The following is a 25,456-nucleotide window of genomic DNA, read 5'->3' on the forward strand; positions in this document are numbered from 1 at the left end:
TAAATTTTCATCATTCAATTGGAGATGGGGAAGGAGAACACACTTCATTCCAATCTCCATGGACAAGATACCATTTCCAATTTGCTCCATTGTCATCAGTAGAGCATAAGCGTAAAGTAGATGTCTGAACAGTCCCCGTTGCACATACAACTTTTTCAATTGGCGTGAATTTCAACATCCCAGCTGTCTTATCTGAACACGCCGTCCCTTCAGTACCAACTTTAATAGCACCATTAACATCCAACTTGGCCTGAGGTACAGTTATCCCAATCCCAAGACGTCCACCGTTTGGCCACCCCTGATCATCAATAACCATAAAATTACTATCAGTTTGTCCCGCTCCGTTTCTATATCGAGCAAAGGTTAAATTTCCCTGATTACTAAAAATATTATATCGATCGTTTGTTCCTCCGCTAACAAAACTAAGCCCTGAAGAGCTATTGGCAGCCTCAGATTTAATCCAAACCCCCTCTGCACTCCCCTGAGCATTAACGTGAAGATGAGCTTGAGGAGCAGTTTTTCCTATCCCAACATCCCCAGCAAAATAATTATCCCCGCCGCCTGTTTGATAAATTCCATACGCCGTATCAGCAGAAGTTTCCATATAAATTCCTGACTTTGTCGTAACACTCCTTGGAACGGCATCATTAAAAATCTCAATAACAGGACCATCTGGCGCAGCAGCGGTATTCTCAAAAACAGCAGAATAATTAAAATCTGTATTTTGAACATGAAGGTCAGCAAAAGGAGTTTCTGTTCCGATACCAGTTCTTCCATTTTTTAAAACAGTGACTGCATTAGACCGATTCGCAGCACTTGCTCCGTTCCCAATCACAAACAAAGGGTCAGTGTCAACCCAGGCATTTGTCGTCCCAGAAACAATATTATATTGTCCAAAAACAGCAGAATTTTTAGCCCTAGCATTAGCAAATTGCCCACTAGCAAAAGAATAGTCTCCGCTAGCAAAACTTGCTTGACCAAAAACAGAAGCTCTCTTCCCAGAAGCAACATTCGCATTTCCTGCTGCAAAAGAATAACTACCACTCACCGAATTGCTTCCACCAAAAGCAGAAGCATTGTCTCCTGCAACATTATTTTGAAACCCTGATGCAAAAGATCTTGTCCCGCTTACTGTATTTTCTGAACCAAAAGCCGTTGAATAGTTCCCCGTAGCATTGTTCGATTCTCCTGATGTAAAAGAATTGTTTCCTGTCGTAGTATTATTTAAACCAAAAGCAACAGAGGCGTTTGTTGCTGTGTTTCCTGACCCAGCAACAAGTGCACCTTGTCCAGCATCGGGAACAATCTCAACTTTATGGATAGGGTTTTCCTCCCCTACACCTAGCTGTCCCATAACCCTCATCTCTTGATACATGCCAAAAGGGGCTGGATAATACGTTGTCAAAGTAACTTTATCTGCAAAAGCTAATGAACAACAAGCAACAACAAATAATATGGTAAAAATTATTTTTTTCATTTCTTCCCCCAATACAATATTAAATAAAATAAATTCAAAAGCTAAAATCTAAACTAATTTATTATCTTTTAATCAGTAAGATTAAGCCCATTTTCTATTCCTGATCCTCCGGGAGGAGAAGCAGCGCCAAGCTTAACCGCATGACAAGCCCCTTTCCATGTATATCCCGGCCCTCCTGGTATCAAAATCCCGTCTTTATCATATTCTTCTCCAGGATAACAAACCTCCAAAGCACAGCAATCATTACAGCTCCCAGCGGGCACGGCAGCAACGCGAACAGACCCTGCTCGAGTTGCATTACAGGCAACTAATTGAGCTGTACCAAACTGAGCATATCCATAGACATAAATATTACGATTTTCATCAACATCATTACCACCAACAACAATATGGCCAGAACTAATTCTCCCATCTACCTGAAGAAGAGTTGCGCTACTCATCGAAATGCCTCCAAAATCAAGGCCAACATGAACAGGAAAACTCGGATCTTCCTTGCTTAACCCAATAAAATCACCACCCGTTACACCATCTTGCTTAACAAAAATACCTCGATCATTGTCTCCTGAGCTAGAAATATTACCGTCCCCTAACGTGATTGTTCCGTCGCTAACATCAAGCCTAGATACAGGATTTGCAACACCAATCCCAACATCTCCATTTTTTAAAACAGCCACTGCATCAGATCGATTAGCGTCATTTGTTCCGTTTCCAATAACAAACAAGGGGTCTAAATTTTTCCAAAGATGCTCCGTTCCCCTAACCAGATTAAATCTTCCAAAAACCGAAGAACCCAAAGCTTTTGCCGTCACGTTTATCCCAGCAGCAAAAGTATTTCTTCCAATAGCATTATTCTGCTCTCCAAAAGCAAAGCTTTTTTCGTTGCTTACAATGTTCCCCTCTCCAAAGGCAGCGGACTGCTCACTTGAAACAGCATTCTTAAATCCAAAAGCAAAAGATCTTGTGTTAGAAACCGTATTGCTTTCCCCTGTTGCAAAAGAATTGTCTCCCGAAACAGCGTTGTCAGATCCTGCGGCAAAAGAACTAATTCCATCTACATCATTTTTTGAACCAAACGCAGATGAATTTTCACCAGAAACAACATTTTCGTCTCCCGAAGCAAAAGATGTTTCTCCAGAAGCCGTATTTGAAAACCCAGAAGCAAAAGCTCTAAGCCCAGAAACAGTATTGCCAGATCCTGTTGAAAAAGAACTAGCTCCAGTAGAGCTATTCATATCTCCTGTTGCAAAAGAAGTTGATCCGCTCGCTGTGTTTCCTGAACCAAGAGCAGAGGACATATTTGACGCTGTGTTTCCTATTCCAGCAACAAGGACACCTTGACCTGCCCCATCAGCAATAATCTCCACTTTATGAGTAGGGTTTTCCTCTCCAACGCCGAGCAAGCCCATAACCCGCATCTCTTGATACATGCCAAAAGGGGCTGGATAATACGTTGTCAGCGTAACTTTATCTGCGAAAACTAACGAACAACAAGCAATAAGAAATAATATTGTAAAAATTACTTTTTTCATCTTTTTCCTCCTAAATTTAGCCAGGGCCTACTCTTCGTAACAACAAAATACAAAGCTCTGTCTAGGTTAAGATTAGTCCCAACACGTTAAACGTGCGAGATAACTTTCAAAAATCAAATATTCAATATCCCAGCATTCTACACATGCGGGATAACATTCAAAATCAAATGCTCAATATCCCGAAAACGCTTAGGCGTTTTCGGGACTGCCTCGCTTTTGCTCGGCTGGTCCCTTATGTTCTAAAAACCGAGCTTTTGCGTCTAGAATTGTTTAAGAAATCTTACATCATTCTCAAAAAACAAACGAATATCATTAATGCCGTACTTTAGCATGGCAATGCGCTCAACGCCCATTCCAAATGCAAGGCCTGTGTATTTATTTTTTGGATATTTGACCGCTTCAAAAACTTTTGGGTGAACCATGCCGCAACCCAATATTTCAAGCCATCCTTTTCGTCCACAAACCGAACATCCTTTTCCTTTACAAATATAACACGAAATATCGACCTCTGCCGAGGGCTCGGTAAACGGAAAGAAATGTGGACGAAATCGCATTTTAATATCTTTTCCAAACAATTTCTGACAAAAAACTGTAAGCAATCCCTTCAACTCGGAAAGAGTCACTTTTTCATCAACTAGCAATCCTTCAATCTGATGAAACATAAATGAATGACTCGCATCCACCGCATCAGGTCGATATACCTTGCCAGGAACAATCACAGCTAAAGGAGGTTTATTATTTTGCATCGCACGAATTTGTGCAGGAGAAGTGTGACTGCGGAGCAAAAGATTACGTTCTTTGTTACTCGGGTCTTTCGCATCCAAATAAAAAGTATCAAACGCATCGCGAGAAGGATGGTCTGCCGGAATATTAAGCGCTGTAAAATTGTTAAACTCTGTTTCGATTTCTGGACCTTCAAAAACAGAAAATCCTAATTTCTCAAAAATTGCACAAATTTCATACATTGTTTGAGATAAAATATGCGCATGCCCCAAAGGCACTTTAACTCCTGGCATAGTCACATCGATACTATCTTGAGCTTTTTTTTCTTCATGCTCAGACTGAAAAAGTTTCTTTTTCTCATCAATAATAGACTGTATTTTATTCCTTAGGTCATTGGCCTTTTTGCCAATCAAAGGTTTTTCTTCTTTTGAGGCGGCCCCAAGACTTGCGTAAATTTCAGCAACAAACCCTTTTCGCCCTAAATATTTGATACGAAAGGCTTCTAGCTGATCTGCGCCACTTATCTGAGAAGCTTCTTGAGATAAATTTGTATTAATTTCTTCGAAATTCCAAGATGTCATTTTTTTTAAATTCCAGAAAATTAGTAAATAGAAGTAAAAGTATAATTATTATACTATAAAAAATGCCAGAGGCAGAAACTATTTGCGCCAAGTTGTTGGAACCAATAAAATCAAAATAGAATAAAGCTCCAGGCGCCCTGCTAACATCAAAAAAGCCAAAACCCATTTTCCTTGAACAGAAATCCAAGCATAATTTTCAACAGCCCCAACCTTACCCAAACCAGGGCCAATATTTCCCAAACAAGCAATAGAAGCGGTGGCTGCTGTTTGCAAATCACAATCATTTGTGGCAGCCATAGCAATCGCACCTAAAATAAAAAGAAGAATAAAAATCGCTCCAAAAGACAAAACTCCCAAGACAATTTTGTCTGAAACTGGTTTATTGTCAACTTTAACAGGAATAACTGCATTTGGAAATATTGCTTGAACAACTGACCTTAGCGCTACTTTGAAAATTAAAAAAATACGAAGAACTTTCATCCCTCCGCCGGTCGATCCTGCACAGCCACCAACAAACATCAAACACACAAGACCTATACGAAGCGCCTGAGGCCAAAGGTTAAAATCGGCGGTCACATATCCAGTTGTTGTCAAAATCGAAACAACCTGAAACGCTGCCGTTCTTAATGGCGTTGTCACGTCGTAATAACTTTTAAGAATAAATGTAAAAATAAAAACAAGGGCAAGCACAAGAAAAAAATACCATCGAAACTCTTCGCTTCTAAAAAATGTTTTTAAGTTCCCTTTGATAGCTTGATAATGAAGAATAAAATTAGTTCCTGCCAAGAACATAAAAACAATAATTGTCCATTGAATAAAAGGATTAAACGCAGCGACACTTGCCGTTTTTGTAGAAAAGCCTCCAGTCGCCATTGTCCCAAAAGTATGGCAAAGAGAATCAAACCAAGTCATCCCTCCTGCTTTCAACAAAAGCGTCTCTAAGACAGACAAAATAAAATAAACACCCCAAAGTGCCTTGGCGGTTTCTTTGACGCGTGGCTGCGCTCGTTCTGCCGTTGGACCGGGAGCCTCAGCCTGATAAAGCCGATAAGCGCCTTGTCCAATAACAGGCAACAAAGCTAAAAAAAGAACAATGATTCCCATCCCGCCAAGCCAATGAGTCAAGCTACGCCAAAAAAGAAGTCCTTTGGGCAGCCCTTCAATATAAGAAAAAATCGTCGCTCCTGTTGTTGTAAATCCACTAACCGTTTCAAAAAAAGCATCGGTAAATGACGGAACACTTTCTGCTAAATAAAAAGGCAAAGATCCAAAAAAAGACAAAACAATCCACGACAACCCAACAATAGCTAATCCGTCTTTAGCATTCAAAAGTTCAAATCCTTCTGAATCCAATGGAAAAACCGCACGCACAACCACAGAAACCAACAATCCCAGCAATATCGTTGTCGTAAATGCAAACACCTCAAGGCTTTCCTTGTTATCAAAAAATGCCCATCCTAAAGGGATGAGCATAATAAGGCTAACAACCAAAAGAACTCTAGCCACAATGCTTACAACAATCTTTTTATGCATAAGAGGATTTTAAAAAATTTTTTTTCTAGTAAATAATTTTTGTAAAGGTACGATACATTTTTCGTGACAAAAAACAATTGTCCCTTCTCCTTCACGAATATGAGTATTTCCATCTGCCAAAAGAACATCGTCATCCCTAAACACAGCCCCAATAATAGAATCTTTAGGAAATTTAACATCCTTTAACGGTGCTTTTGTGATCGGAGACCCTTGCTCTGGAACAAGCTCAAGAGCTTCAGCGTTACACCCAACAATTTTTGTAACGGCATTGACCCCATCCCCTCTGACTAGACGAAGAATTTGATCAACAGCTAAAAATCGAGGGTTGATCATAACATCAATCTCAAGAGATTCCATGATCGTCATGTAATCTGGCTGTTGTGTAATAATGATTGTTTTTTTAGCTCCTGCTTTTTTAGCTAAAACAGCGCTTACTAAATTTGAATGATCGTTTTCCGAAGCTGAAATAAATACATCAACGGCTTCCATTCCGCATTCTTTTAAGAGTTCTTTTTCTGATGGAGAACCATTAATCACGCGGACATTCGTTAGTTTGCCAGCCGCCTCAAGAGCCTCTTCTTCGTTCTCTTCTAAAATAAGAATATCTCTAACATGTCCTACCAAGTCCTGAGCAATTCTCTCACCAATGCTCGTTGCTCCATAAATAACAACTTTCTCTGCCCGTCGAGCATCCGGATTAACAAACGCTAAAAACTCTCCAAGAGAAGCAGCTGGCAACAAAACATAAATGCGGTCTGCTTTTTGTATAACAATGTCCCCCTTAGGAATCACGACGCTATTATCTCTTTTAACGGCAATAATCAAAAAAGGCCATGGCGAATCATCGTTTCGAAAATCTTCTATTTTAGCGTTACACAAAGGAGAATTTTCCAAGACTACAAAGGAACGTAAAAGAATTTTTCCATCACCAAAATCAGCAACTTCATGTGATCCTGGCGCCATAACAATCTTCACAGTTTGTTCGGCCGCGACTTGCTCAGGATTGATAATTTCATCAATGGAAAAACGAGAATAACCAAATTTATTTAGGGCTTGGCTTAAAGGAAGATTTCGAATGCGGGCAATTTTTTTCTTAGCACCATAAGCATCTGCTAAGGAACAAACAACAAAATTTGTTTCATCAGAAGCGGTCACAGCAATCACAAGGTCTGCAGATTCAACGCCTGCTTGCTTTAAAATCTCAGGATCAGAACCCTCCCCTACTATTACTTTGGCATCTAGTTTTTCATTTGCCTTAGCTGCAATCTCTGGATTCTTCTCAACCACATACACTTCATGATTCTGATCAGAAAGATCTTTTGCAAGATTTGACCCGATAATCCCTGCTCCAACAATTGTTATTTTCATATTTTTAAAAATATTAATATTAAAGGCAAGAATAAATTCCTTGCCTTAATATAACGTTCTTAAACCTTTTTGGTTGTCTTTGGAACAGGCTTTACTGTTACAGATTCTTGAGCAATCTTGATTAGCTTTTTAAGAGCAACCGCAGAATTAACAGCTAATTCTGCTAACATCTGACGATTAACCTCAATATTAGCCTCTTTTAATCCTTTAATAAAGCGGCTATAGGTTAACCCAGCATCGCGACAAGCGGCATTAATGCGAACGATCCACAAAGATCTAATTTCACGCTTCTTAACACGTCTATCTCGATAAGAATATGCCATTCCTTTTGTAACAGAACGATCCGCTTGTTGATAACGTTTGCTCCTGTGTCCAAATTGTCCTTTGGCTTGTTTTAAAACTCTTTTTTTTCGCTTGCGTGAGGCAACAGCGTTTGTAACTCTCGTCATGAGATCCCTTCCTCCTTATTAAAGATACGGTAATATCTTTTTTAGTTTCTTTGCATCGCCCGACTTAAGATATCCGTCTTTGCGAAGATGGCGTTTTCTTTTACTTGTTTTTTTTCCTAAAATATGTCCACGATTTGCGCTTCGCTTTTTTATCTTACCTGTCTTGGTAACGCGCACTCGCTTAGCGGCAGACCTGTTTGTTTTAAGCTTTGGCATAATATTTCCTTTCTACAACTTTATTTCTTACTTGCTTTAGGGGCAACGACAATAGACATCACGCGGCCCATCATGCTAAGATCTTTTTCGACTTGTCCATGTTCAGAAATTTCTTCCACAAACCTCTTCAACACTTCTTTTCCTTGATCCCTAAAAGCCATCTCGCGTCCTCGGAAAAAAAGATTTACTTTTACTTTATCTTTTTTCTCTAAAAACGAAATCGCCTGCCTTAATTTTACTTGATAATCATGTTGATCAATGTGCGGTTTAAGACGAATTTGCTTTAAATGTGTTATTTTTTGACTCTTTTTTTCAAGCCGCTCTTTTTTCTCTTGATCATACTTATATTTGCTAAAATCCATAATACGACAAACCGGTGGTTTTGCTGTTGGGGCAATCTCAACAAGATCAAGCTCATTCTCTTGAGCCAACTCTAACGCTCTCTTAATAAGAACAACGCCAAGCTGCTCTGACTCTGGCCCAATAACACGTACTTCTGGAACTCGGATACGCTCGTTAGTTCGAATATATTTATTAATAAAACTACCTCCTGCTATAATGGGTTTATCTTATACTTTCTGAACAACTTCTTTTTTAAACTGCTCTACCAAAGCATCAAAAGCAATATTTGTTTGATTGCCGCCTCTTTTTCGAACAGACACTTCTCTTGTCTCAACTTCTTTGTCCCCTAAAATAATCAAATAAGGAATCTTTTTAACAGAATTTTCTCGAATCTTCTTATTTAAAGTTTCATTGCTGGTGTCAATTATAACCCGAAAACCGTTTGTTTGTAAATCTTCTTTTATTTGTTTTGCAAAAGCTTGATGTTCCTCTCTAATCGGAATAATCGCCGCTTGTATTGGCGCAAGCCACAAAGGAAACGCGCCTGCATAATGCTCAATTAGTGTCCCAAAAAAACGTTCCACGCTCCCTAAAATTGCCCGATGAATCATAATCGGTTTTTTTTCTTTGCCTTCCTCGTTGATATAAGTCATCTTAAACCGCTCAGGCAAAGCAAAATCACATTGAATTGTCGCGCATTGCCAAGAGCGACCAATCGCATCTTTAAGCTTAATATCAATCTTCGGCCCATAAAAGGCCCCGTCACCCTCATTGATCTGATATTCAATTTCTTTTTGCTTCAAAGATTCTTCTAAAGCATTAGTTGCGATTTCCCAATCCTTAATATCTCCAATAAATTTTTCGGGTCTCGTGCTAAGCTCAATCTCATAATCATTAAATCCAAATGTTTTCATCACTTTAAATACAAACTCAATAACGCTCATAACCTCATCTTTTACCTGATCTTCTCGACAAAAAATATGTCCGTCGTCTTGGGTAAATCCACGCAAACGCAAAAGTCCATGCAATACTCCTGCTTTTTCATGACGGTAAACAGTTCCTAATTCAAATAATCGCACTGGCAAATCGCGATAAGAACGCGTCTTTGATTTGTAAATCAAAATATGACCCGGACAATTCATTGGCTTTACGGCATACTCTTGATTATCCACGTCAAAATAATACATGTTTTCTCGATAATACTCGCTGTGGCCAGATGTTTCCCAAAGCTTTCCTTTTAGGATATTTGGCGTTTGAACAAGATCATACCCTTGTTTGATATTTTCATCTTTAATATAATCTTCGATTATCTTTCGAAGCATCGCTCCGTTAGGATGATAAAAAATGAGCCCTGCACCAGCTTCTTCTTGATAAAAATTAAACAAATCTAATTGTGGCCCTAACTTCCGATGATCTCTTTTTTGCGCTTCCTCAAGCATCGCTAAATATTCTTTAAGCTCTTTCTCTGACGGAAAACAAGTGCCATAGATTCGCTGAAGCATTTGTTTTGTTTCGTCTCCACGCCAATAAGCGCCAGCAACCGAAAGCAATTTAAAGGCTTTTATTTCTCCAGCATTATCAACATGCGGGCCTTTACATAAATCCAGAAATCCATCGCCTGTCTGATAAACAGAAACTTGTTCGTCCTCTAAATTTTCAATGAGCTCAACTTTATAAATTTCGCCTTGTTTTTCAAAAAGCTCTAAAGCTTCTTTCTTAGGCATTAGACTTTGAACAATTTTTGGCTTATCCTGAATAATACGGCGCATTGCTTTTTCAATCTTTTTCAAATCATCTGTTGAAAAAGGATCGCTGCGTTCAAAATCATAATAAAAACCATTATCAATCGCAGGACCAATAGCCACCTTCACATTAGGCCAAAGCTCTTTAACGGCTTGCGCCATCACATGCGAGCAACTGTGTCTCAAAGTTTCCAATTTTTTTTTGTTTTCTTTCTCTGCCATCTTTCCCTATCTAGCTGAAACAAAAAGACTTATGTTTCTAAAATCTGGTGGGCCCACGAGGACTCGAACCTCGGACACCTTGCATGTCATGCAAGTACTCTAACCAACTGAGCTATGAGCCCGTAAATAAAATTCAAATATTTGTAAAAATTGAAAATAGAGATTTGAACGCAATGACTTTTTTTCTTGTCAATTATCTATTTTCTATTCTCAATTGCTCTGTGAGTTTTTGATTTTCAAAAACTCATATGGGCAAGGAGGGAGTCGAACCCTCATAGTCTTTCGACCAAAGGATTTTAAGTCCTTCGTGTATGCCATTCCACCACTTGCCCAAATATTCAAAGATCATTAACTTCACACGTTTCACGTGCAGAGCAAATTCGCCTACATACCTTACAAAAACTCGTATCCTACATTCTAATCAATCAAATCATTTCTCCGACACGCTTCGCGTGCGGAGTAAATTCGGACTTATAGTTTACGGAACTTAAGCTCCGTAAACCATGTCCTCATTTAAAGGCGCGAGCCGGATTCGAACCGGCGCATAATGGTTTTGCAAACCACTGCCTTACCACTTGGCTATCGCGCCAAAAAAATAACTAAAATTCTTTGCTGCCCTATTCTAGCTTTCGTATAGAAATCTGGAATGCCGACATCCTTAAAAAATCGATTAAAAAAATCGGCCCACTTTGCTATCGCGCCAAACGTCTAATCATTTTATGCATTTTTCAAAAGAGCGCAAACTTTTTTTATAATAATATCTGTCTGCGCTAAATGGCCTTTGCCTACATCGCCACACGCGAGCTTTCCAGGAATAGGATCAATAAACTCTATTCCGTGCTTTTTCAAATCTTTAATATTATTTTGAACAATTGTATTTTCATACATCGCCGTATTCATCGCTGGCGCAATTACAATAGGTGCTTTTGTTGTTATTGCGGTGCTTGTCAAAAGATCGTCTGCAATACCCCCTGCAATTTTTCCAATCACATTTGCTGTTGCTGGAGCAATTAAAAAAACATCTGCTTTTTGCGCCAAGCTAATATGATCCATTTCCCATTGATCAAAATTTGATACAAACATTTCACAATACACTTTATTCTGAGAAAGACTCATTAACGTAAGTGGCGTAATAAAATTTTTTGCCTTTTCAGTCATCAGAACCGTAACAAAAATATTTTTTCTTTGAAGCCCTCGAATAATATCGCACGCCTTATACGCGGCGATACTTCCTGTAACTCCCAGAACAACATGCTTTTGCTTCGCCACTGTTCTATTCCTCTTTTTCTGCACCCATCTCTTCAGATTTTTCATCCTCTTCTTCGATTTTAGGCAAATCCCCAGGAACAAGCTGATCCTCCGCTCCTTTTAAAACAACTTTTCCTTCCATAATTTCGTCTAAAGCAAGCGTTGTTGTTTTAATATTCGAAGGTCTTGAAATGAGACTTGGCATCCCTTCGGCAAGTTCAGTCGCTCTTTTTGCGGCCAACAAAACAAGTTTGTAAATACTATATTTAGCTTTGGGCAAAAGCTTTTCTAGCGGTTGATACCCCATTGACTCCTCCTGTTTCTCTATTTATCTCATCTAAAAGAATGCTCTCGATCTTTTTTGTTGCTACGTCTAGAACATCATTAATAACGACATACTTGTACTTCTTTATTTCTTTCATCTCTTTTTGAGCCGTCTGGATGCGCCTGCAAAAATCTTCACTTGTCTCTGCACCTCTTTCTTGGAGACGCTTTTTTAGAACGCTCATATTCTTAGTTTTTAAAAAAATACCAACGGCTTCTTTATTCTGCCGAAACACAACCTTTGCGCCTTGAACGTCGATGCAAAGTAAAACATTCTTTCCTTTTTTCAGAACCCCGTCGACCAATTTCTTTGGCGTTCCATAATAACAATCAAAAACCTTTTTCCACTCTAAAAAATACCCAATCTTTCTCCGATAAAGAAATTCTTTTTCCGTAAGAAATAAATAATCTTGGCCATTCTTTTCTCCTTTTCGAGGAGCACGCGTTGTCGCCGAAATAGTTTTAACAAGCACTTTTGAAATTTTTTTATTTTTAAGCACTCGCTTATGTAGTGTTGTTTTTCCTGAACCCGACGGGCCCGAAAGAACAAAAATTTTTCCTTTTTCTTTTTTTGTGTTTTTCTTATTCAACGTTTTGTGCTTGCTCTCTTAATTTTTCGATCTTGCTTTTCAGAGAAATAACTGAATTAGAAACAATTTTGTCTTGTATTTTTGAACCAATAGTATTTGTTTCTCGCTGCATTTCTTGTGCAATAAAATCAAGTTTTTTTCCAACAGCCCCGTTGCTTTTTAAAAACAGCTGAAATTCTACAACATGATGCGCTAAACGAGAAATTTCTTCATTAACATCAATGCTTTTTTGATACGACTCAAATTCTTCAGAATCCATTTTTTTCTTATTCAAAAACAATACTTGTTTTTCTCTAAGCTGTATCTTCTTTATTTGCAAGGACATAAGAGATAGCTGGCTTTTAACATCTTTGGCAATGCTCAGGCCTTCTCTTTTTCGCATCTTCACCAAAGACGCCAAAGCTTTTGTAATTGCCTTTTCTACAGCTGGCCATAAAGTGCTTGCATTAACATCTGTTTCTTGTACATCAACAACCCCAGGAAGACGAATTAGCTCTCCCAAAGACAAATCTCCAGATAATCCAAACTCTTTTTTTAAGTTTTTCTCTTGCTTTAAATACGTTTGAATAACTTTTTTATTAAAAGAAACTGTTGGCGCCTCTTTTTTCGTAATCTTCATTACGATAGAAATGCGTCCACGAAAAATATCCTTTTGAACAAGCTTGCGAATTTTATCTTCTAACAGCATAAATCCTGGAGGTAAAAAATATCCGACGTCCAAATAACGATGGTTAACGCTTTTAACCTCGACGATACCTTTTGTTGCTCCGGAAGAAATTTCAGCGCTTCCAAACCCTGTCATTCCCTTAATCATGTCTATCCCCTCGACGGAAAATCCGTCTTATTTTTTAATAATATCAATAATACGCTCAAGATCGTCGGAAGAATAATATTCAATAACAACTTGCCCGCGTTTTTTTTGCGCTTTAATACGAACTTTTGTGCCCAAGGCTCTTTGCAAATCTTCTTCCAAATCTACAACATATCGATCCCTTTGATCCAAAGGTTTTGTTTTCTTTTTCCCATAACCATCGGTCTCAGACTTAACTAAATTTTCAACCTCACGAACAGAAAGCCCTTTATCTAATGTTTTTTTCCAAAGAGCTCTTTGAACAGATTCATCTTTAATACTAAGAATCGCGCGCGCATGCCCCATAGAAAAAGACCCCATCAAAACACTTTTTTGAATTTCTTCCGGCAGCATAAGCAATCTTAAAATATTAGTAACTGTTGTTCGATCTCTCCCAACTGATTGCGCCACAACATCTTGCGTAAAATTAAATTCATCAATAAGACGTTTAAACGCCTTTGCTTCCTCAATAACATTAAGCTCTTGTCTTTGAATATTTTCAATTAATGCCAAGACTAAAGCCTCTTGATCAGATGCTATTTTAACAATCGCCGGAACCTTTTCGATATTTAAACTTTGCGCTGCCCTTAAACGACGTTCTCCTGCGATCAGCTCATATTGATCGCCGCTTCTTCGAACGAGCAACGGCTGCAAAACCCCTTTTTCTTTTATAGAGCAAATTAAATCATCAAGCCTTTCTTGATTAAATTCTTTTCTTGGCTGAAACGTGTTTTTTTTAATATGAGACGTACTAATATAGGCGATCGTCTCTCCTTTTTCCAAGCTTACGTTCTCTGTAATTAACGCAGAAAGTCCTCTTCCTAAAGCACTTTTTTCCATAAGTTGTTTCCTTTTCTTATTTTAAATAAAACTACTTTGCTTCAACAGCCTCTTCTTCTTTATTCTCAACTCTCTCGCCTAAAAATTCTGCTGCAAATTCATCATATTTTTTTGCACCAATCGAGCTGCTATCATAAATCGCAATTGGCTTTCCAAAGCTTGGCGCCTCACTCAATCGAACGTTTCTTGGAATTACAGTTTTATAAACCTTTTCCTTAAAAAAGCTTCTTATCTCATTAATAACTTCTGTTGTTAAATTTGTTCTAAAGTCTGCCATAGTCATTAAAACACCTTCAATTGCTAAATTCGGATTAAGCCCGTCTCTTATCAAATTAATTGTATTTAAGAGTTGTGAGACGCCTTCTAAAGCATAGAATTCACATTGTATTGGAATAATAATCGAATCACTTGCAACCAAAGAATTCAACGTAATCAGACCTAAAGATGGCGGTGAATCAATAAAAATATAATCATATTCATTTTTTATTTCTTCAATCGCGCGTTTTAACCTTGCCTCTCGAGATAAAGCCCCAACAAGCTCAATCTCTGCTCCAGTTAAATTAATATTACACGGCGCAACAGTTAAATTTTCATATTCAGTTTGGACAACAATATCTTTTATTTTTGCTTTGTTTAAAAGAACATCATAAATAGATACTTCAATATTATTTTTATTAATTCCTAGTCCACTCGTTGCGTTTCCCTGAGGATCTGTATCGACTAAAAGAATTTTTTTATTTTTATGGGCCAACGCAGCAGAAAGATTGACTGACGTTGTAGTCTTTCCAGTTCCACCTTTTTGATTACATAACGCGATTGTTTTTCCCATATTATTCACCCCTATGTTCCACGTGAAACATTAATTAAATTACCCGATTTTAATAATATTCTACTATGATTCCTTCAAAGAAACAATGATTTTTGCGGGTTTTTCGCCTTCCATTCCAAAAAGACCCTTTTTCTCTTCTGAAACAACTTTAACAATTATTCTATCCCTTTCTACTTTTAGCTCTTTTAGAGCTTTTTGGATAGCCTCTTCTACTGTTGTTCCATATGCCTCAATACTTTTAGCAGGCTTGTTTGACTCTTTCGGCATATTACCCTACCTTTTTTATTTTGGACATTCTCATTTGAGTAAAAGTCGAGAGAATATAAAACATCGTAAAATACAATGTTAGCCCGCTTGAAAATTTATAAAATATAAATCCTAAAAATATTGGAAAAATCATGGTCATCATTTTTTGTTGCATTATTTGATTTGGATCTGTTGCCGCCATGTTTTTGGATGAAGCCTTTTGTTGAAAAAACATCGCTACCATCATAATAATTGGCAAAATATTTAATTCATTCCCAATAATCGGAAGCGAAAACGGAAAAATAAACAATCTATCTGGCATAGAAAGATCTTTAATCCATAAAAAATTTGCTCCTTTTAAAGATACCGTTCTCCAAAGCGCTTGATATAAAGCAATGAATGCAGGCATTTGTAAGATCATTGGGAGACAACCACCCATAGGATTTACTGAATTTGTCTTGTACAAATCCATAATCTCTTTGTTTAAGCGCTGTGGATTGTTTTTATATTGTTCCCTTATCTTTGTAATTTCTGGCTGCAAAGCTTGCATTTTTTTCATAGAAAGCATGCTTTTTATGGTCAGCGGATACGTCACTAAATAAAATAAAATACTGATCATAATAATACAAAATCCCCAATTTGGAATAACCTTGTATATCAAGTTCATTGTGATCACAACCAAGTTTGATATTGAATCTAATATCCAATATTTACTAAAAACAGACACTTTTTCAATTCCAAGATCATATCCGGATAAAATTGTCTTATCTTGAGGACCAACATAAACAAAAGCGTTATAAGAAATTTTTTCTCCAGGCTTCATTTCAACATTTTTTGTTTCTAAAATTAAGTCGAGCTGATTTTTTCCAACAGGAACCGTTTTGTAATCTTTTGTTTTAAATTCAGGCTTAACGATAGCACAAAAATACCGATTTCTAAAAGCAGACCAATCAACATTTCCCATCTTATGAAATAAATTTTTAGAATTAAACTCAATAGCATTATTTTTTCTTATGATTTCCCCGTCTAAAGAAACGCTATATTCATAAAGTCCGCGTTCGCGAGCATTATTTTTATCATTAATCAATTCGCTTGTTTCAACAGTCAAAGTGTTTATTTTTAAATTTTTCACTTTGGACATTCCTGAAACATTTTGTATGTTTAATTCAACATTGAAGAGATAATCCTCTTTGGACAAATCATATGTTTTTGTAACTTCATATGAATCATCTCTGTAATAAAAAATAACTTTATTGTCCAAAGATTTTCGAAGCGAGAAGGGGTATCTTTCATAACCAGCTAAACCAATAATATTTTCAACCGGCATGGATTCTTGATACTTCTTAATTGTAATTTTCTTTAAATTACCGCCAATATTTGAAAATTCTGCCTTAAAAACATCGTTTTCAATTATTGTTACTTCTTCTTTTGCTCCAGAAAAATTTGCTGAATCAGGGGTTGCTTCAGCAACCTCAATATTTGTAAACTCTTTATTGTCAAATACTTGCGTTTCTTCTGCTGAAGGACCTAAAACAATATTCTTCGCTTCTCCTACAGGGCTTTTCTTTAATACTAAAGCGTTATATCCAAATAATATAACTATTGATATTAATATAGCCAAAAAAGTTCTTTTTTCCATAAATTTAATCCTATGTTAAAGGGTCAAACCCTCCTCGAGAGAGGGGGGAACAGCGCAAAATTCGACAAATTGCCTTTATAGAGCCTTTGACAGCCCCATATTTTTGCAAAGCTTCGAGCGCATACTCCGAGCATGAAGGATGAAAACGACACGTACCTGTAAAAAGGCTGTGTTTAATTTTTTGATATAAGCGTATCAAAAACGATAATATATTAATAATCATAATTAGATTTTTTTGAGGATAGATGCTAAACTGCTAATTTCTTTCGCCCTTTTTGTCGTCGGCGTTTTAGAATTTCTCGTCCATCAGGCGTTTCCATGCGGTGGCGAAAACCATGCTTTCTTTTACCTTTTATTTTTGTTGGTGTTTTTAGTGTCTTTTTCATTTTTTGAATTTCCTCGTTAATAAAATTAAAAGATACTGGTGCTCAGTATCTTTACTTTTTTTGTAAATATTTGAATAAGTATAACACGACTGATTTTCTAGTCAAGCTTTTTTCTTTTTTCAAAGGCCCTAAAACAATCTATTCCCAATATGTTAGGAGCCATTTTCATTTTTAAAAACCTTTTATAATCACCAAGGGGGAGAAGGGGAAGTTTTAGGTTGAAATTCGTTTTTTCTCTGTTATAATAAATTCGCTTTTGCCGCTTCTTTAGAATATTCATTTTATTTTTTTGTGTTCCTCGAAGGCTCACGGCGAAAAACCATACACTGTTTCTGTGGAAAAGCTGTTAATTCTGTGGATTAACCTATTTAAACCTTTTATTGTCATCTTTTATGAGCTTATTAACAATCTGGGAAAACGCACAGCCTCTTATTCGATCCAAAATCGGAGAGACCTCCCATGAAACCTGGTTTTCCATTTTAAGCATCAAAGAAAAAAATCCTGATACACTCATTATCGAAACACCTGACGAATTTTTTAAAAACTGGATTGTCGAACACTATCTTACTTTCATTGAAGAAGCTGTCAACGAACAAACACCAAAAAATATCAATCTTGAATTTGAAGTCAATTCTCAACTTCTCGGCGCCCAAAAACAAAAAAAATTTAGCATATTAGAAAAAAAATTTGAAGAAAAACATTCGCCGAAAACAGGGATTGTTGATTCCTCTATCATCACGCCTCGATTTACTTTTGAAAATTTTGTCGTCGGGTCTTCGAACCGTTTTGCTCATGCCGCTAGCTTTGCTGTTGCTGAATCTCCAGCAAAAGAATACAATCCATTGTTTCTTTACGGCGGAGTTGGGCTTGGAAAAACACATTTAATGCAATCCATCGCAAATAAAATTAGAATAAGTAAACCAGAAACAAAATTCTGCTATATTTCTTCTGAAAAATTTACTAACGGCCTTATTGATGCTATTCGCCATCGATCAACAGCACAATTTCGTCAAAAATATCGTTCTGTAGATGTTCTTCTTGTCGACGATATTCAGTTTATTGCTGGCAAAGAATCAACACAAGAAGAATTTTTTCACACGTTTAATGATCTTCACCAAGCTCGTAAGCAAATCGTTGTTTCGTCGGATAGGCCACCTCAAAATATTCCAAATTTAGAAGATCGGCTAAGCTCTCGTTTTGCGTGGGGGCTTGTTGCAGATGTTCAACCGCCAGACTTTGAAACTCGCGTTGCTATTTTAAAAAAGAAAATTGAACGTGAGTCAACTAAAGTGCCAGATGAAGTTGTTTTTTTTATTGCCGAGCAAATTAAAACAAATATTCGAGAACTTGAAGGGGCTTTGGTTCGAGTTATGGCATATTCTTTATTAGAGGAACGAACCGTTTCTTTAGAAATGGCTAAAATTATATTAAAAGATATGGTTAAAGAAACAACTAAGCTAATTACGGTTGATATGATCCAAAAAATTGTGGCTAATCATTATAATATTTCTTTACATGACTTAAAAACAACCAAAAGACATAAAAATATTGTTTTGCCTCGCCAAATTGCAATGTATTTATCTAGACAGCTTACGAATCTTTCGTTACCTGAAATCGGAACTGCATTTGGGGGTAAAGACCATACGACAGTTTTACACTCATGTAAAAAAATTGGAAAAGAAATAACCGAAAATAGTATTTTGAAACAATCCACGGAACAGTTATCCTTGGAGATTAAACAATAATCTTTTTTAATCCACTAGTTTTAAACATGATTTTTTTTTATAAGTTCTTTGTTTTCTTATAGTTTTGTTCTTATTCAAATTATTAACAGGCACTACGATAACTACAACTATTTTTTTTAAAATAGTTAGAATCATTTTTTTGTAAAGGATGTGAATATTATGAAAATCAAGATTTTAAAAGATGACTTGTTGTTTGGAATAACAAAGGTACAAAATGTTGTGTCTTCAAAAACAACATTACCAATCCTTTCTAATATGTTGCTAGAAACAACAAAAAAATCAACAATTCGTCTCTATGCAACAGATCTTGATATTGGAATATCCTGTGAAATACCTGTGCAAATCTTTGAAGAAGGAGCGATAACTCTTCCAGCTAAAAAGTTTAGTGATATTATTAAAGAATTACCATCGGGGGATATTTTAATTACAGCAAAGAAAAACAATCATGTTGAAATTGAGGGAGAAAAATGCTTATTCAAATTAATTGGTCTTCCTAAAGAAGAATTTCCAAAATTTCCTGAATTTAAAAATGTAGAAGCTGTTGTGATTAATCAAGGAGTTTTGAAAGAAATGTTAAAAATGACTTCTTTTGCTGTATCGCATGAAGAAGCAAGATATATCTTAAATGGTGTTTTGTTGGAGATTGAAGATGATATTATACGCCTTGTTGCAACTGATGGCAGAAGATTAGCTAAGATTGAGAAAACAACATCAGCACCAATTAAAAAAGAAACTAAAATCATTATCCCAACAAAAGCTGTTTATGAAGTTATGAGAAATATAAAAGAAGAGGGGCAGATTTCTTTGTTGACGAACGCAAACCAACTTTTGTTTGATATTGATCATGTATTAATTGCAACACGTGTTATCGAAGGAGATTATCCGAACTATAATCAAGTTATTCCTACTGAACAAAAAAATAAAATTATTATCAATACGCAAGAATTGTTAGCTGCAATCAAACGAGCTAATCTTTTAACAACACCTGATTTTCAAGCAGTGAAGTTTGAAGTTTTTAAAGATAAATTAGTTGTTTCAAAAATTACTCCTGACCTAGGGGAATCCAGAGAAGAAGTAAAAATTGAATATGGCGGCCCAGAACTTATTGTTGGTTTTAATCCGCATTTCTTTATTGAAGCTTTAAAAAATATTGAATCAGAAGAGATTGGATTAGAACTTTTAGGGGCGGATAAACCAGGTGTTATAAGAATGAACGATTATCTTTATTTAGCGCTTCCAATGCGTATTTAAAAAAATGGAAGAAATTAAAAATATTATACAAGATGTTGTGAAAACACTTTCGGTTAAAGAACCTCAAGAAGAAACAAAAATACAAAGAATTTGGGATAATTTACTAAACGGAAAAATAAAAAAACACACAAAAATATTTGGAATTAAAGAAGGAAAAATGATTGTATGCGTGGATTCACCGGCATGGATGTTTCATTTAAATCTTAAAAAAAATAAAATTTTAAAAGAAATTAGAGAAGAGATTTCAGAAGTAAAAGAAATTTGTTTTAAACTAGGAAAGGTATCATGAAAAAAGAAATAAAAGAAGAGAAGAAAAAAGTAGACGAAAAAGAAGCGAAAAAAAATAATTATAATGCAACAAACATCCAAGTTTTAGAAGGAGTTAGTGCTGTCCGGATGCGCCCAGCTATGTATATTGGAGATACAACAGCACGAGGGCTTCATCATTTAGTATATGAAGTTGTTGATAATTCAGTTGATGAGGCTATGGGAGGGTATTGCGATAAAATTGAAGTTGTGATTAATGAAAATAATACAATTAGTGTTTCTGATAATGGGCGAGGAATTCCGGTAGATATTCACAAAACAGAAAAAAAACCAGCCGTTGAAGTTGTTTTAACAACTTTGCATGCAGGCGGAAAATTTGATCATCGGGTGTATAAAGTTTCCGGGGGTTTGCATGGTGTTGGGGTCAGCGTTGTTAATGCTCTTTCAACGTGGCTTGAGGTAGAAATTAAGAAAGAAGGGAAAATTTATCATCAACGATATGAACAAGGAAAAACAGCATCAAAATTAACCGTTATTGGAAAAACAAAAGAAACAGGAACAAAAGTTACATTTAAGCCTGATAAAACAATTTTTCAAGAAACACAAATATTCTCGTATGACACTTTAGCAAAACGCATGAGAGAACTTGCTTTTTTAAATAAAGGTATTTGGATTAAGCTTGTTGATAAAAGAGAGAAAAAAGAAAAAGAAAATATTTTTCAGTTTAAAGGAGGAATCATTTCTTTTGTTGAGCATCTTTCAACTAAAAAAGAATCTCTTCATAAAAAAGTTATTTATTTTCACAGAGAACAAGAAAAAATTGAAATAGAAGTTGCTCTTCAATATAGTGAAAGTTATGCCGAAAATGTATTTACTTACGCAAATAATATTAATACGATTGAGGGCGGAACACATTTAAGCGGTTTTCGCTCAGCTCTTACGAGAGCGCTTAACGGTTACGCTAAAAGTAAAAATCTTTTAAAAAATGATATTACAATTAGTGGAGACGACACAAGGGAAGGGTTGACGGCTGTTATAAGCGTTAAAATTCCAAACCCTCAATTTGAAGGACAAACAAAAACAAAGCTTGGAAATTCAGAGGTCGATGGACTTGTTGCATCAGCTACTTTGGAAGAGCTGAACACTTTTTTTGAAGAAAACCCGTCTGTTGCAAATAAAATTATTGATAAAGCGATTGTTGCTTCGCGGGCTCGAGCGGCAGCTCGTAAAGCGCGTGAACTAACCCGACGAAAAGGGGCCTTAGAGAGTGGAGGACTTCCGGGAAAATTAGCTGATTGTTCACAGAAGGATCCTTCTTTATGTGAGCTTTATTTGGTTGAGGGTGATTCTGCAGGAGGTTCTGCAAAACAAGGAAGAGACAGAACTTTTCAAGCAATTTTGCCTTTGAAAGGAAAAATTCTAAACGTAGAAAAAGCCCGTTTGGACAAAATTCTAAGTAACGAAGAAATCCGAACCATGATTACAGCACTTGGAACAGGGGTTGGCGAGGAGTTTAGTTTAGAGAAATTGCGTTATCATAAATTGATTATTATGTGCGATGCTGACGTTGATGGATCGCATATTCGTACATTGCTTTTAACTTTTTTATATCGTCAAATGAAATCGCTCATAGAAGCTGGTCATGTTTATGTTGCTCAGCCTCCTTTATATAAAATGAAAAGAGGAAAAAGAGAAGAATATATTGAAACAGAAGAAGAAATGAATGAGCTTATTTTAGAGCTTGGATCAGAAGATCTTGTGTTTTCAAAAATTAAAGAAAAAAACCCAATTAAAGGTGCTGCTCTAAAAGAGATTTTAGAAAATTTAGTAGAAATTGAAAAAATATCTGGAAGATTGGGACGAAAGGGAGTAAATTTCCAAAAATATGTTGAAAAAATGAACCCAAAGACCAAAAAAATGCCAGTTTATGTTATGAATGTGGAGCATAAAGATGAATTTTTCTACGATGATAAAGAACTTGCTAAAGCAACAAAAGATCAAGAAGACGCTAAATATATTGAAATTTTTGAGTCTGAAGAAATCGAGAATATAGAAAAAGTTCTTTTAAAACATAATCTTAGTGTTACAGAATTTTTAAAAGTAGAAACAAGTGCATTTATGTTTTCTGAAGATAAGAAAAAAGGAACTAAAAAAACAACAAAAGTTGAGGAACTTAAGCCTAATTTTGTGGTTGAAAGCGGTAAAGAAAAAGAATATTTTATTAGTCTTCAGGAAGTTTTAGAGTTTGTAAGGACTCAGGCGAATAAAGGCATTTATGTTCAACGTTATAAAGGTCTTGGGGAGATGAATCCTCAACAATTGTGGGAAACGACAATGGATCCTGAAAGGCGCACCATGCTTCAGGTGGTTCTTGAGGATGCAGTTGAAGCAGATGCAACGTTTTCGACTTTAATGGGAGATGCGGTGCAGCCTCGTAGAGAGTTTATTGAAGCCAATGCTCATGAAGTTAAGAATTTGGATGTTTAAAGGAAAATAGATATTTTTAAGAAAGGTTAGAAAAAAAAGATGAAAGATTTTACGACGAAAGAAAAAATACTCCCAGTTAACATTGAAGAAGAAATGAAGACGTCTTATCTTTCTTATGCGATGAGCGTTATTGTTAGCCGTGCATTGCCAGATGTTCGAGATGGGCTTAAACCAGTTCATCGACGAGTATTGTATGCAATGAAAGAATTAGGCCTTGAACACAGCAAGAGTTATAAAAAAAGTGCGCGTATCGTTGGTGAGGTTTTAGGTAAATATCATCCTCATGGAGACACAGCTGTTTATGATACGATTGTGCGTTTGGCTCAAGATTTTTCTATGCGCTATCCATTGGTAGATGGTCAAGGAAATTTCGGGTCTGTAGATGGAGATTCTGCGGCAGCTATGCGCTATACTGAAATACGCATGGAATCAATTTCCGAAGAAATCTTAAAAGATTTAGAGAAAAAAACAGTTGATTTTAGTCCAAATTTTGACAACACTCTCCAGGAGCCGCAAGTATTGCCATCGGCAATCCCTAATCTTTTAGTTAATGGATCAAGCGGCATTGCTGTTGGGATGGCAACAAATATGGCGCCTCATAACCTAGAAGAAATTTCTGACGGAATTATTGCTCTTTTGGACAAACCAGAAACAACGATTAAAGAATTAATGAAGTATGTTAAAGGACCAGATTTTCCAACGGCAGGCATTATTTGCGGACGCCAAGGTATTGTAGATGCATATACAACTGGACGAGGAAAAATTACTTTAAGAGCGAAAGCTGTGATTGAGAGGCAAAAAGGAAGCAAGGATAGGATTGTTGTTACAGAGCTTCCCTATCAAGTTAACAAAGCTAATCTAGTTGAAAACATAGCGCATCTTGTGCAGGATAAAAAAGTAGATGGCATTACAGATCTTCGAGACGAATCTGATAAAGACGGTATTCGGGTTGTTGTTGATCTTCGTCGAGATGTGCAGCCAGAAATTATTCTAAATTATCTTTATAAACACACTCAGATGGAGACAACTTTTGGAATTATTAATTTAGCACTAACGAATAATCAGCCTAGAGTTTTAAATCTTAAGCAGTTAATGAATTATTTTCTAGAACATCGTCGTGTTATTATTAGAAGACGAACCCAATTTGATCTTGATAAAGCGCTGCGCCGAGCACACATTCTTGAAGGATTAAAAATTGCTTTAAAATTTATCAATCAAATTATTAAAACAATCAAAGAGTCTAAGACAGCGCAAGAAGCCAAAAAAGCATTGATGAAGAATTTTGATCTTTCAGAGATTCAAGCGCAAGCTATTCTTGAAATGCAGTTGCAGAGATTAACGGCTCTTGAACAAGATAGATTGGAATCAGAATATAAAGAACTTTTAAAAAATATTGAGATGTTTCGGTCTATTTTAGGGTCAGAAAAGAAAATAGATGGAATTATTAAAGAAGAAATTCTTTATATAAAAAAGAAATATGCCGATGAGAGGCGAACGGAAATTGCTGGGAAAGCCGAAGAAATTGAGGTTGAAGATTTGATTGCGGAAGAAGATATGGCCATCACAATTAGTCATACAGGATATATTAAAAGACTTAGCGTTGATGCTTATCGTAAACAAAAACGTGGAGGAAAAGGTGTTTCAGCGATGACAACAAAAGAAGAGGATTTTGTTGAGCATTTGTTTGTTGCTTCATCGAAAGATTATCTTTTGATTTTTTCTGATAAGGGAATTGTTCGTTGGCTTAAAGTTTACGAAATTCCGGTTGCATCACGTAATTCTAAAGGAAAGGCGATTGTTAACCTTCTTTCTGTTGGAGCTGATGAGCGCATTAGTTCGATTGTGGCGGTCAAAGAGTTTAGTGACGAAAAGTTTGTTATTGCGACAACAGCGCAAGGAAACATTAAAAAAACAAAACTCTCTGCTTACAGCAATCCTCGAAAAGGAGGCATTGTTGGAATTACCTTAGAAAAAGGAGATGTTTTGATTGGAACCGATATTAGTGACAGCAGCTGTGAGGTTCTTTTAGCTACCAGGGAAGGAAAAGCTGTTCGGTTTCATGAAAAACAAATTCGGGATATGGGGCGAAGTGCCAAGGGTGTTCGCGGCATTCGATTAGGGAAAAAAGATGCTGTTGTGAGTATGGAGGTTATGTCTCCTGGTATCGAAAAAACAGGAAGCACATTTTTAAGCGTAACTTCTAAGGGGTTTGCGAAACGGACAGATTTTTGTGATTATCGCCAGCAATCGAGAGGCGGGAAAGGAATTATCAATATTAGTGTCACGGAAAAGAATGGACATGTTGTTCGAAGTCTTTCTGCAACGCCAGAAGATGAGATTATGGCTATGACTAAAAAAGGGATGGTTGTTAGATGCTCTGTTAAGGATATTCGGCAAACAGGGCGTAATACGCAAGGAGTCAGGCTGATCAATTTGGACAAAGATGACGTTGTTAGTTCTGTTGCAAGTGTTGTAGCTAAAGAAGAGGAGTAAAAGGAAAATATTTTTTCTTGACTGTGTTAGTTTTTTGTTTATAATGCTGAAACATAAATTTAAGACTCTATCGTTAAAT

The 25,456-nt window shown here is 36.4% G+C and carries 24 protein-coding genes and 3 tRNA genes; 5 read left to right on the plus strand and 22 right to left on the minus strand.

Annotated features, from left to right (window positions below):
- Nucleotides 1–10: 10 nt before the first annotated feature.
- The 22 genes from PHY73_00365 to rpmH all read right to left on the minus strand — a co-directional run bounded on the left by PHY73_00365 (nucleotide 11) and on the right by rpmH (nucleotide 17,134).
- Nucleotides 11–1,477: a hypothetical protein gene (locus PHY73_00365; GenBank protein ID MDD3374165.1), complete on the minus strand. Its 1,467-nt coding sequence runs from the start codon at nucleotides 1,475–1,477 to the stop codon at nucleotides 11–13.
- A gap of 68 nt (nucleotides 1,478–1,545) precedes the next feature.
- The gene (locus PHY73_00370; GenBank protein ID MDD3374166.1) at nucleotides 1,546–3,006 is read right to left on the minus strand and encodes a hypothetical protein; all 1,461 of its coding nucleotides are present in this window, start codon (nucleotides 3,004–3,006) and stop codon (nucleotides 1,546–1,548) included.
- A gap of 260 nt (nucleotides 3,007–3,266) precedes the next feature.
- Nucleotides 3,267–4,310 (minus strand): phenylalanine--tRNA ligase subunit alpha, encoded by a 1,044-nt coding sequence (gene pheS, locus PHY73_00375; protein ID MDD3374167.1) that lies wholly within the window; start codon nucleotides 4,308–4,310, stop codon nucleotides 3,267–3,269.
- A gap of 78 nt (nucleotides 4,311–4,388) precedes the next feature.
- The gene (locus tag PHY73_00380; protein MDD3374168.1) at nucleotides 4,389–5,843 is read right to left on the minus strand and encodes a TrkH family potassium uptake protein; all 1,455 of its coding nucleotides are present in this window, start codon (nucleotides 5,841–5,843) and stop codon (nucleotides 4,389–4,391) included.
- Between the two features lie 9 nt (nucleotides 5,844–5,852).
- The gene (trkA, locus tag PHY73_00385) at nucleotides 5,853–7,211 is read right to left on the minus strand and encodes a Trk system potassium transporter TrkA (GenBank protein MDD3374169.1); all 1,359 of its coding nucleotides are present in this window, start codon (nucleotides 7,209–7,211) and stop codon (nucleotides 5,853–5,855) included.
- A gap of 59 nt (nucleotides 7,212–7,270) precedes the next feature.
- Complete coding sequence (gene rplT, locus PHY73_00390) at nucleotides 7,271–7,660, minus strand: 50S ribosomal protein L20 (GenBank protein ID MDD3374170.1); 390 nt, start codon at nucleotides 7,658–7,660, stop codon at nucleotides 7,271–7,273.
- Between the two features lie 18 nt (nucleotides 7,661–7,678).
- Complete coding sequence (rpmI, locus tag PHY73_00395; protein MDD3374171.1) at nucleotides 7,679–7,876, minus strand: 50S ribosomal protein L35; 198 nt, start codon at nucleotides 7,874–7,876, stop codon at nucleotides 7,679–7,681.
- A 20-nt stretch (nucleotides 7,877–7,896) separates the two neighbouring features.
- The gene (gene infC / locus PHY73_00400) at nucleotides 7,897–8,403 is read right to left on the minus strand and encodes a translation initiation factor IF-3 (protein ID MDD3374172.1); all 507 of its coding nucleotides are present in this window, start codon (nucleotides 8,401–8,403) and stop codon (nucleotides 7,897–7,899) included.
- 42 nt (nucleotides 8,404–8,445) lie between these two features.
- Nucleotides 8,446–10,182, minus strand: coding sequence for a threonine--tRNA ligase (thrS, locus tag PHY73_00405; protein ID MDD3374173.1), 1,737 nt, complete (start codon nucleotides 10,180–10,182; stop codon nucleotides 8,446–8,448).
- 45 nt (nucleotides 10,183–10,227) lie between these two features.
- Nucleotides 10,228–10,304: transfer RNA gene (locus PHY73_00410), tRNA-Val, on the minus strand.
- A 127-nt stretch (nucleotides 10,305–10,431) separates the two neighbouring features.
- Nucleotides 10,432–10,514 (minus strand) — tRNA-Leu (locus tag PHY73_00415).
- 185 nt (nucleotides 10,515–10,699) lie between these two features.
- Nucleotides 10,700–10,771, minus strand: a tRNA-Cys gene (locus tag PHY73_00420).
- Between the two features lie 128 nt (nucleotides 10,772–10,899).
- Nucleotides 10,900–11,451 carry a flavoprotein gene (locus PHY73_00425; protein MDD3374174.1) on the minus strand — a complete coding sequence of 184 codons (552 nt, stop codon included), beginning with the start codon at nucleotides 11,449–11,451 and terminating at the stop codon, nucleotides 10,900–10,902.
- A gap of 4 nt (nucleotides 11,452–11,455) precedes the next feature.
- Nucleotides 11,456–11,737: a DNA-directed RNA polymerase subunit omega gene (rpoZ, locus tag PHY73_00430; protein MDD3374175.1), complete on the minus strand. Its 282-nt coding sequence runs from the start codon at nucleotides 11,735–11,737 to the stop codon at nucleotides 11,456–11,458.
- Nucleotides 11,697–12,344, minus strand: coding sequence for a guanylate kinase (gene gmk, locus PHY73_00435; protein MDD3374176.1), 648 nt, complete (start codon nucleotides 12,342–12,344; stop codon nucleotides 11,697–11,699). The genes rpoZ and gmk overlap by 41 nt, the downstream gene beginning before the upstream one ends.
- Nucleotides 12,337–13,158 (minus strand): YicC family protein, encoded by an 822-nt coding sequence (locus PHY73_00440; protein ID MDD3374177.1) that lies wholly within the window; start codon nucleotides 13,156–13,158, stop codon nucleotides 12,337–12,339. The genes gmk and PHY73_00440 overlap by 8 nt, the downstream gene beginning before the upstream one ends.
- 27 nt (nucleotides 13,159–13,185) lie before the next feature.
- Complete coding sequence (locus PHY73_00445; protein MDD3374178.1) at nucleotides 13,186–14,034, minus strand: ParB/RepB/Spo0J family partition protein; 849 nt, start codon at nucleotides 14,032–14,034, stop codon at nucleotides 13,186–13,188.
- A gap of 31 nt (nucleotides 14,035–14,065) precedes the next feature.
- Complete coding sequence (locus PHY73_00450; GenBank protein ID MDD3374179.1) at nucleotides 14,066–14,863, minus strand: AAA family ATPase; 798 nt, start codon at nucleotides 14,861–14,863, stop codon at nucleotides 14,066–14,068.
- Nucleotides 14,864–14,926: 63 nt separating this feature from the next.
- Entirely contained in the window at nucleotides 14,927–15,130 is a 204-nt protein-coding gene (locus PHY73_00455; GenBank protein MDD3374180.1) for a Jag N-terminal domain-containing protein, read from the minus strand.
- A gap of 1 nt (nucleotide 15,131) precedes the next feature.
- On the minus strand, nucleotides 15,132–16,748 hold the full coding sequence (locus PHY73_00460; GenBank protein MDD3374181.1) for a YidC/Oxa1 family insertase periplasmic-domain containing protein: 1,617 nt from the start codon (nucleotides 16,746–16,748) through the stop codon (nucleotides 15,132–15,134).
- A gap of 10 nt (nucleotides 16,749–16,758) precedes the next feature.
- Nucleotides 16,759–16,971 carry a membrane protein insertion efficiency factor YidD gene (yidD, locus tag PHY73_00465; GenBank protein ID MDD3374182.1) on the minus strand — a complete coding sequence of 71 codons (213 nt, stop codon included), beginning with the start codon at nucleotides 16,969–16,971 and terminating at the stop codon, nucleotides 16,759–16,761.
- 25 nt (nucleotides 16,972–16,996) lie between these two features.
- A complete protein-coding gene (gene rpmH, locus PHY73_00470; GenBank protein ID MDD3374183.1) occupies nucleotides 16,997–17,134 on the minus strand; it encodes a 50S ribosomal protein L34 in 138 nt (45 codons plus the stop codon).
- A 392-nt stretch (nucleotides 17,135–17,526) separates the two neighbouring features.
- On the opposite strand from rpmH, the gene dnaA reads away from it, so the two are divergent.
- From dnaA to gyrA, 5 genes are all read left to right on the plus strand, one after another.
- Entirely contained in the window at nucleotides 17,527–18,879 is a 1,353-nt protein-coding gene (gene dnaA, locus PHY73_00475) for a chromosomal replication initiator protein DnaA (protein ID MDD3374184.1), read from the plus strand.
- A gap of 159 nt (nucleotides 18,880–19,038) precedes the next feature.
- Nucleotides 19,039–20,130 (plus strand): DNA polymerase III subunit beta, encoded by a 1,092-nt coding sequence (gene dnaN / locus PHY73_00480; GenBank protein MDD3374185.1) that lies wholly within the window; start codon nucleotides 19,039–19,041, stop codon nucleotides 20,128–20,130.
- Between the two features lie 4 nt (nucleotides 20,131–20,134).
- Nucleotides 20,135–20,419: a DUF721 domain-containing protein gene (locus PHY73_00485; protein MDD3374186.1), complete on the plus strand. Its 285-nt coding sequence runs from the start codon at nucleotides 20,135–20,137 to the stop codon at nucleotides 20,417–20,419.
- Nucleotides 20,416–22,884, plus strand: a complete 2,469-nt coding sequence (gene gyrB, locus PHY73_00490; protein ID MDD3374187.1) for a DNA topoisomerase (ATP-hydrolyzing) subunit B — start codon at nucleotides 20,416–20,418, stop codon at nucleotides 22,882–22,884. The genes PHY73_00485 and gyrB overlap by 4 nt, the downstream gene beginning before the upstream one ends.
- A gap of 39 nt (nucleotides 22,885–22,923) precedes the next feature.
- Entirely contained in the window at nucleotides 22,924–25,377 is a 2,454-nt protein-coding gene (gyrA, locus tag PHY73_00495) for a DNA gyrase subunit A (GenBank protein MDD3374188.1), read from the plus strand.
- Nucleotides 25,378–25,456: the final 79 nt, after the last annotated feature.

Source organism: Candidatus Omnitrophota bacterium, from assembly GCA_028693815.1.
Lineage (GTDB): Bacteria > Omnitrophota > Gorgyraeia > Zapsychrales > Aceulaceae > Aceula.

Coding starts and splice junctions, on each gene's coding strand:
- PHY73_00455 (MDD3374180.1), bottom strand. CDS start 15,130: ATGCCGAAAGAGTCAAACAAGCCTGCTAAAAGTATTGAGGCATATGGA.
- thrS (MDD3374173.1), bottom strand. CDS start 10,182: ATGGCAGAGAAAGAAAACAAAAAAAAATTGGAAACTTTGAGACACAGT.
- trkA (MDD3374169.1), bottom strand. CDS start 7,211: ATGAAAATAACAATTGTTGGAGCAGGGATTATCGGGTCAAATCTTGCA.
- PHY73_00485 (MDD3374186.1), top strand. CDS start 20,135: ATGGAAGAAATTAAAAATATTATACAAGATGTTGTGAAAACACTTTCG.
- dnaA (MDD3374184.1), top strand. CDS start 17,527: ATGAGCTTATTAACAATCTGGGAAAACGCACAGCCTCTTATTCGATCC.
- PHY73_00440 (MDD3374177.1), bottom strand. CDS start 13,158: ATGATTAAGGGAATGACAGGGTTTGGAAGCGCTGAAATTTCTTCCGGA.
- rplT (MDD3374170.1), bottom strand. CDS start 7,660: ATGACGAGAGTTACAAACGCTGTTGCCTCACGCAAGCGAAAAAAAAGA.
- PHY73_00460 (MDD3374181.1), bottom strand. CDS start 16,748: ATGGAAAAAAGAACTTTTTTGGCTATATTAATATCAATAGTTATATTA.
- pheS (MDD3374167.1), bottom strand. CDS start 4,310: ATGACATCTTGGAATTTCGAAGAAATTAATACAAATTTATCTCAAGAA.
- rpmH (MDD3374183.1), bottom strand. CDS start 17,134: ATGAAAAAGACACTAAAAACACCAACAAAAATAAAAGGTAAAAGAAAG.
- rpmI (MDD3374171.1), bottom strand. CDS start 7,876: ATGCCAAAGCTTAAAACAAACAGGTCTGCCGCTAAGCGAGTGCGCGTT.
- PHY73_00380 (MDD3374168.1), bottom strand. CDS start 5,843: ATGCATAAAAAGATTGTTGTAAGCATTGTGGCTAGAGTTCTTTTGGTT.
- gyrB (MDD3374187.1), top strand. CDS start 20,416: ATGAAAAAAGAAATAAAAGAAGAGAAGAAAAAAGTAGACGAAAAAGAA.
- rpoZ (MDD3374175.1), bottom strand. CDS start 11,737: ATGGGGTATCAACCGCTAGAAAAGCTTTTGCCCAAAGCTAAATATAGT.
- dnaN (MDD3374185.1), top strand. CDS start 19,039: ATGAAAATCAAGATTTTAAAAGATGACTTGTTGTTTGGAATAACAAAG.
- gyrA (MDD3374188.1), top strand. CDS start 22,924: ATGAAAGATTTTACGACGAAAGAAAAAATACTCCCAGTTAACATTGAA.
- PHY73_00450 (MDD3374179.1), bottom strand. CDS start 14,863: ATGGGAAAAACAATCGCGTTATGTAATCAAAAAGGTGGAACTGGAAAG.
- PHY73_00370 (MDD3374166.1), bottom strand. CDS start 3,006: ATGAAAAAAGTAATTTTTACAATATTATTTCTTATTGCTTGTTGTTCG.
- yidD (MDD3374182.1), bottom strand. CDS start 16,971: ATGATTATTAATATATTATCGTTTTTGATACGCTTATATCAAAAAATT.
- PHY73_00445 (MDD3374178.1), bottom strand. CDS start 14,034: ATGGAAAAAAGTGCTTTAGGAAGAGGACTTTCTGCGTTAATTACAGAG.
- PHY73_00365 (MDD3374165.1), bottom strand. CDS start 1,477: ATGAAAAAAATAATTTTTACCATATTATTTGTTGTTGCTTGTTGTTCA.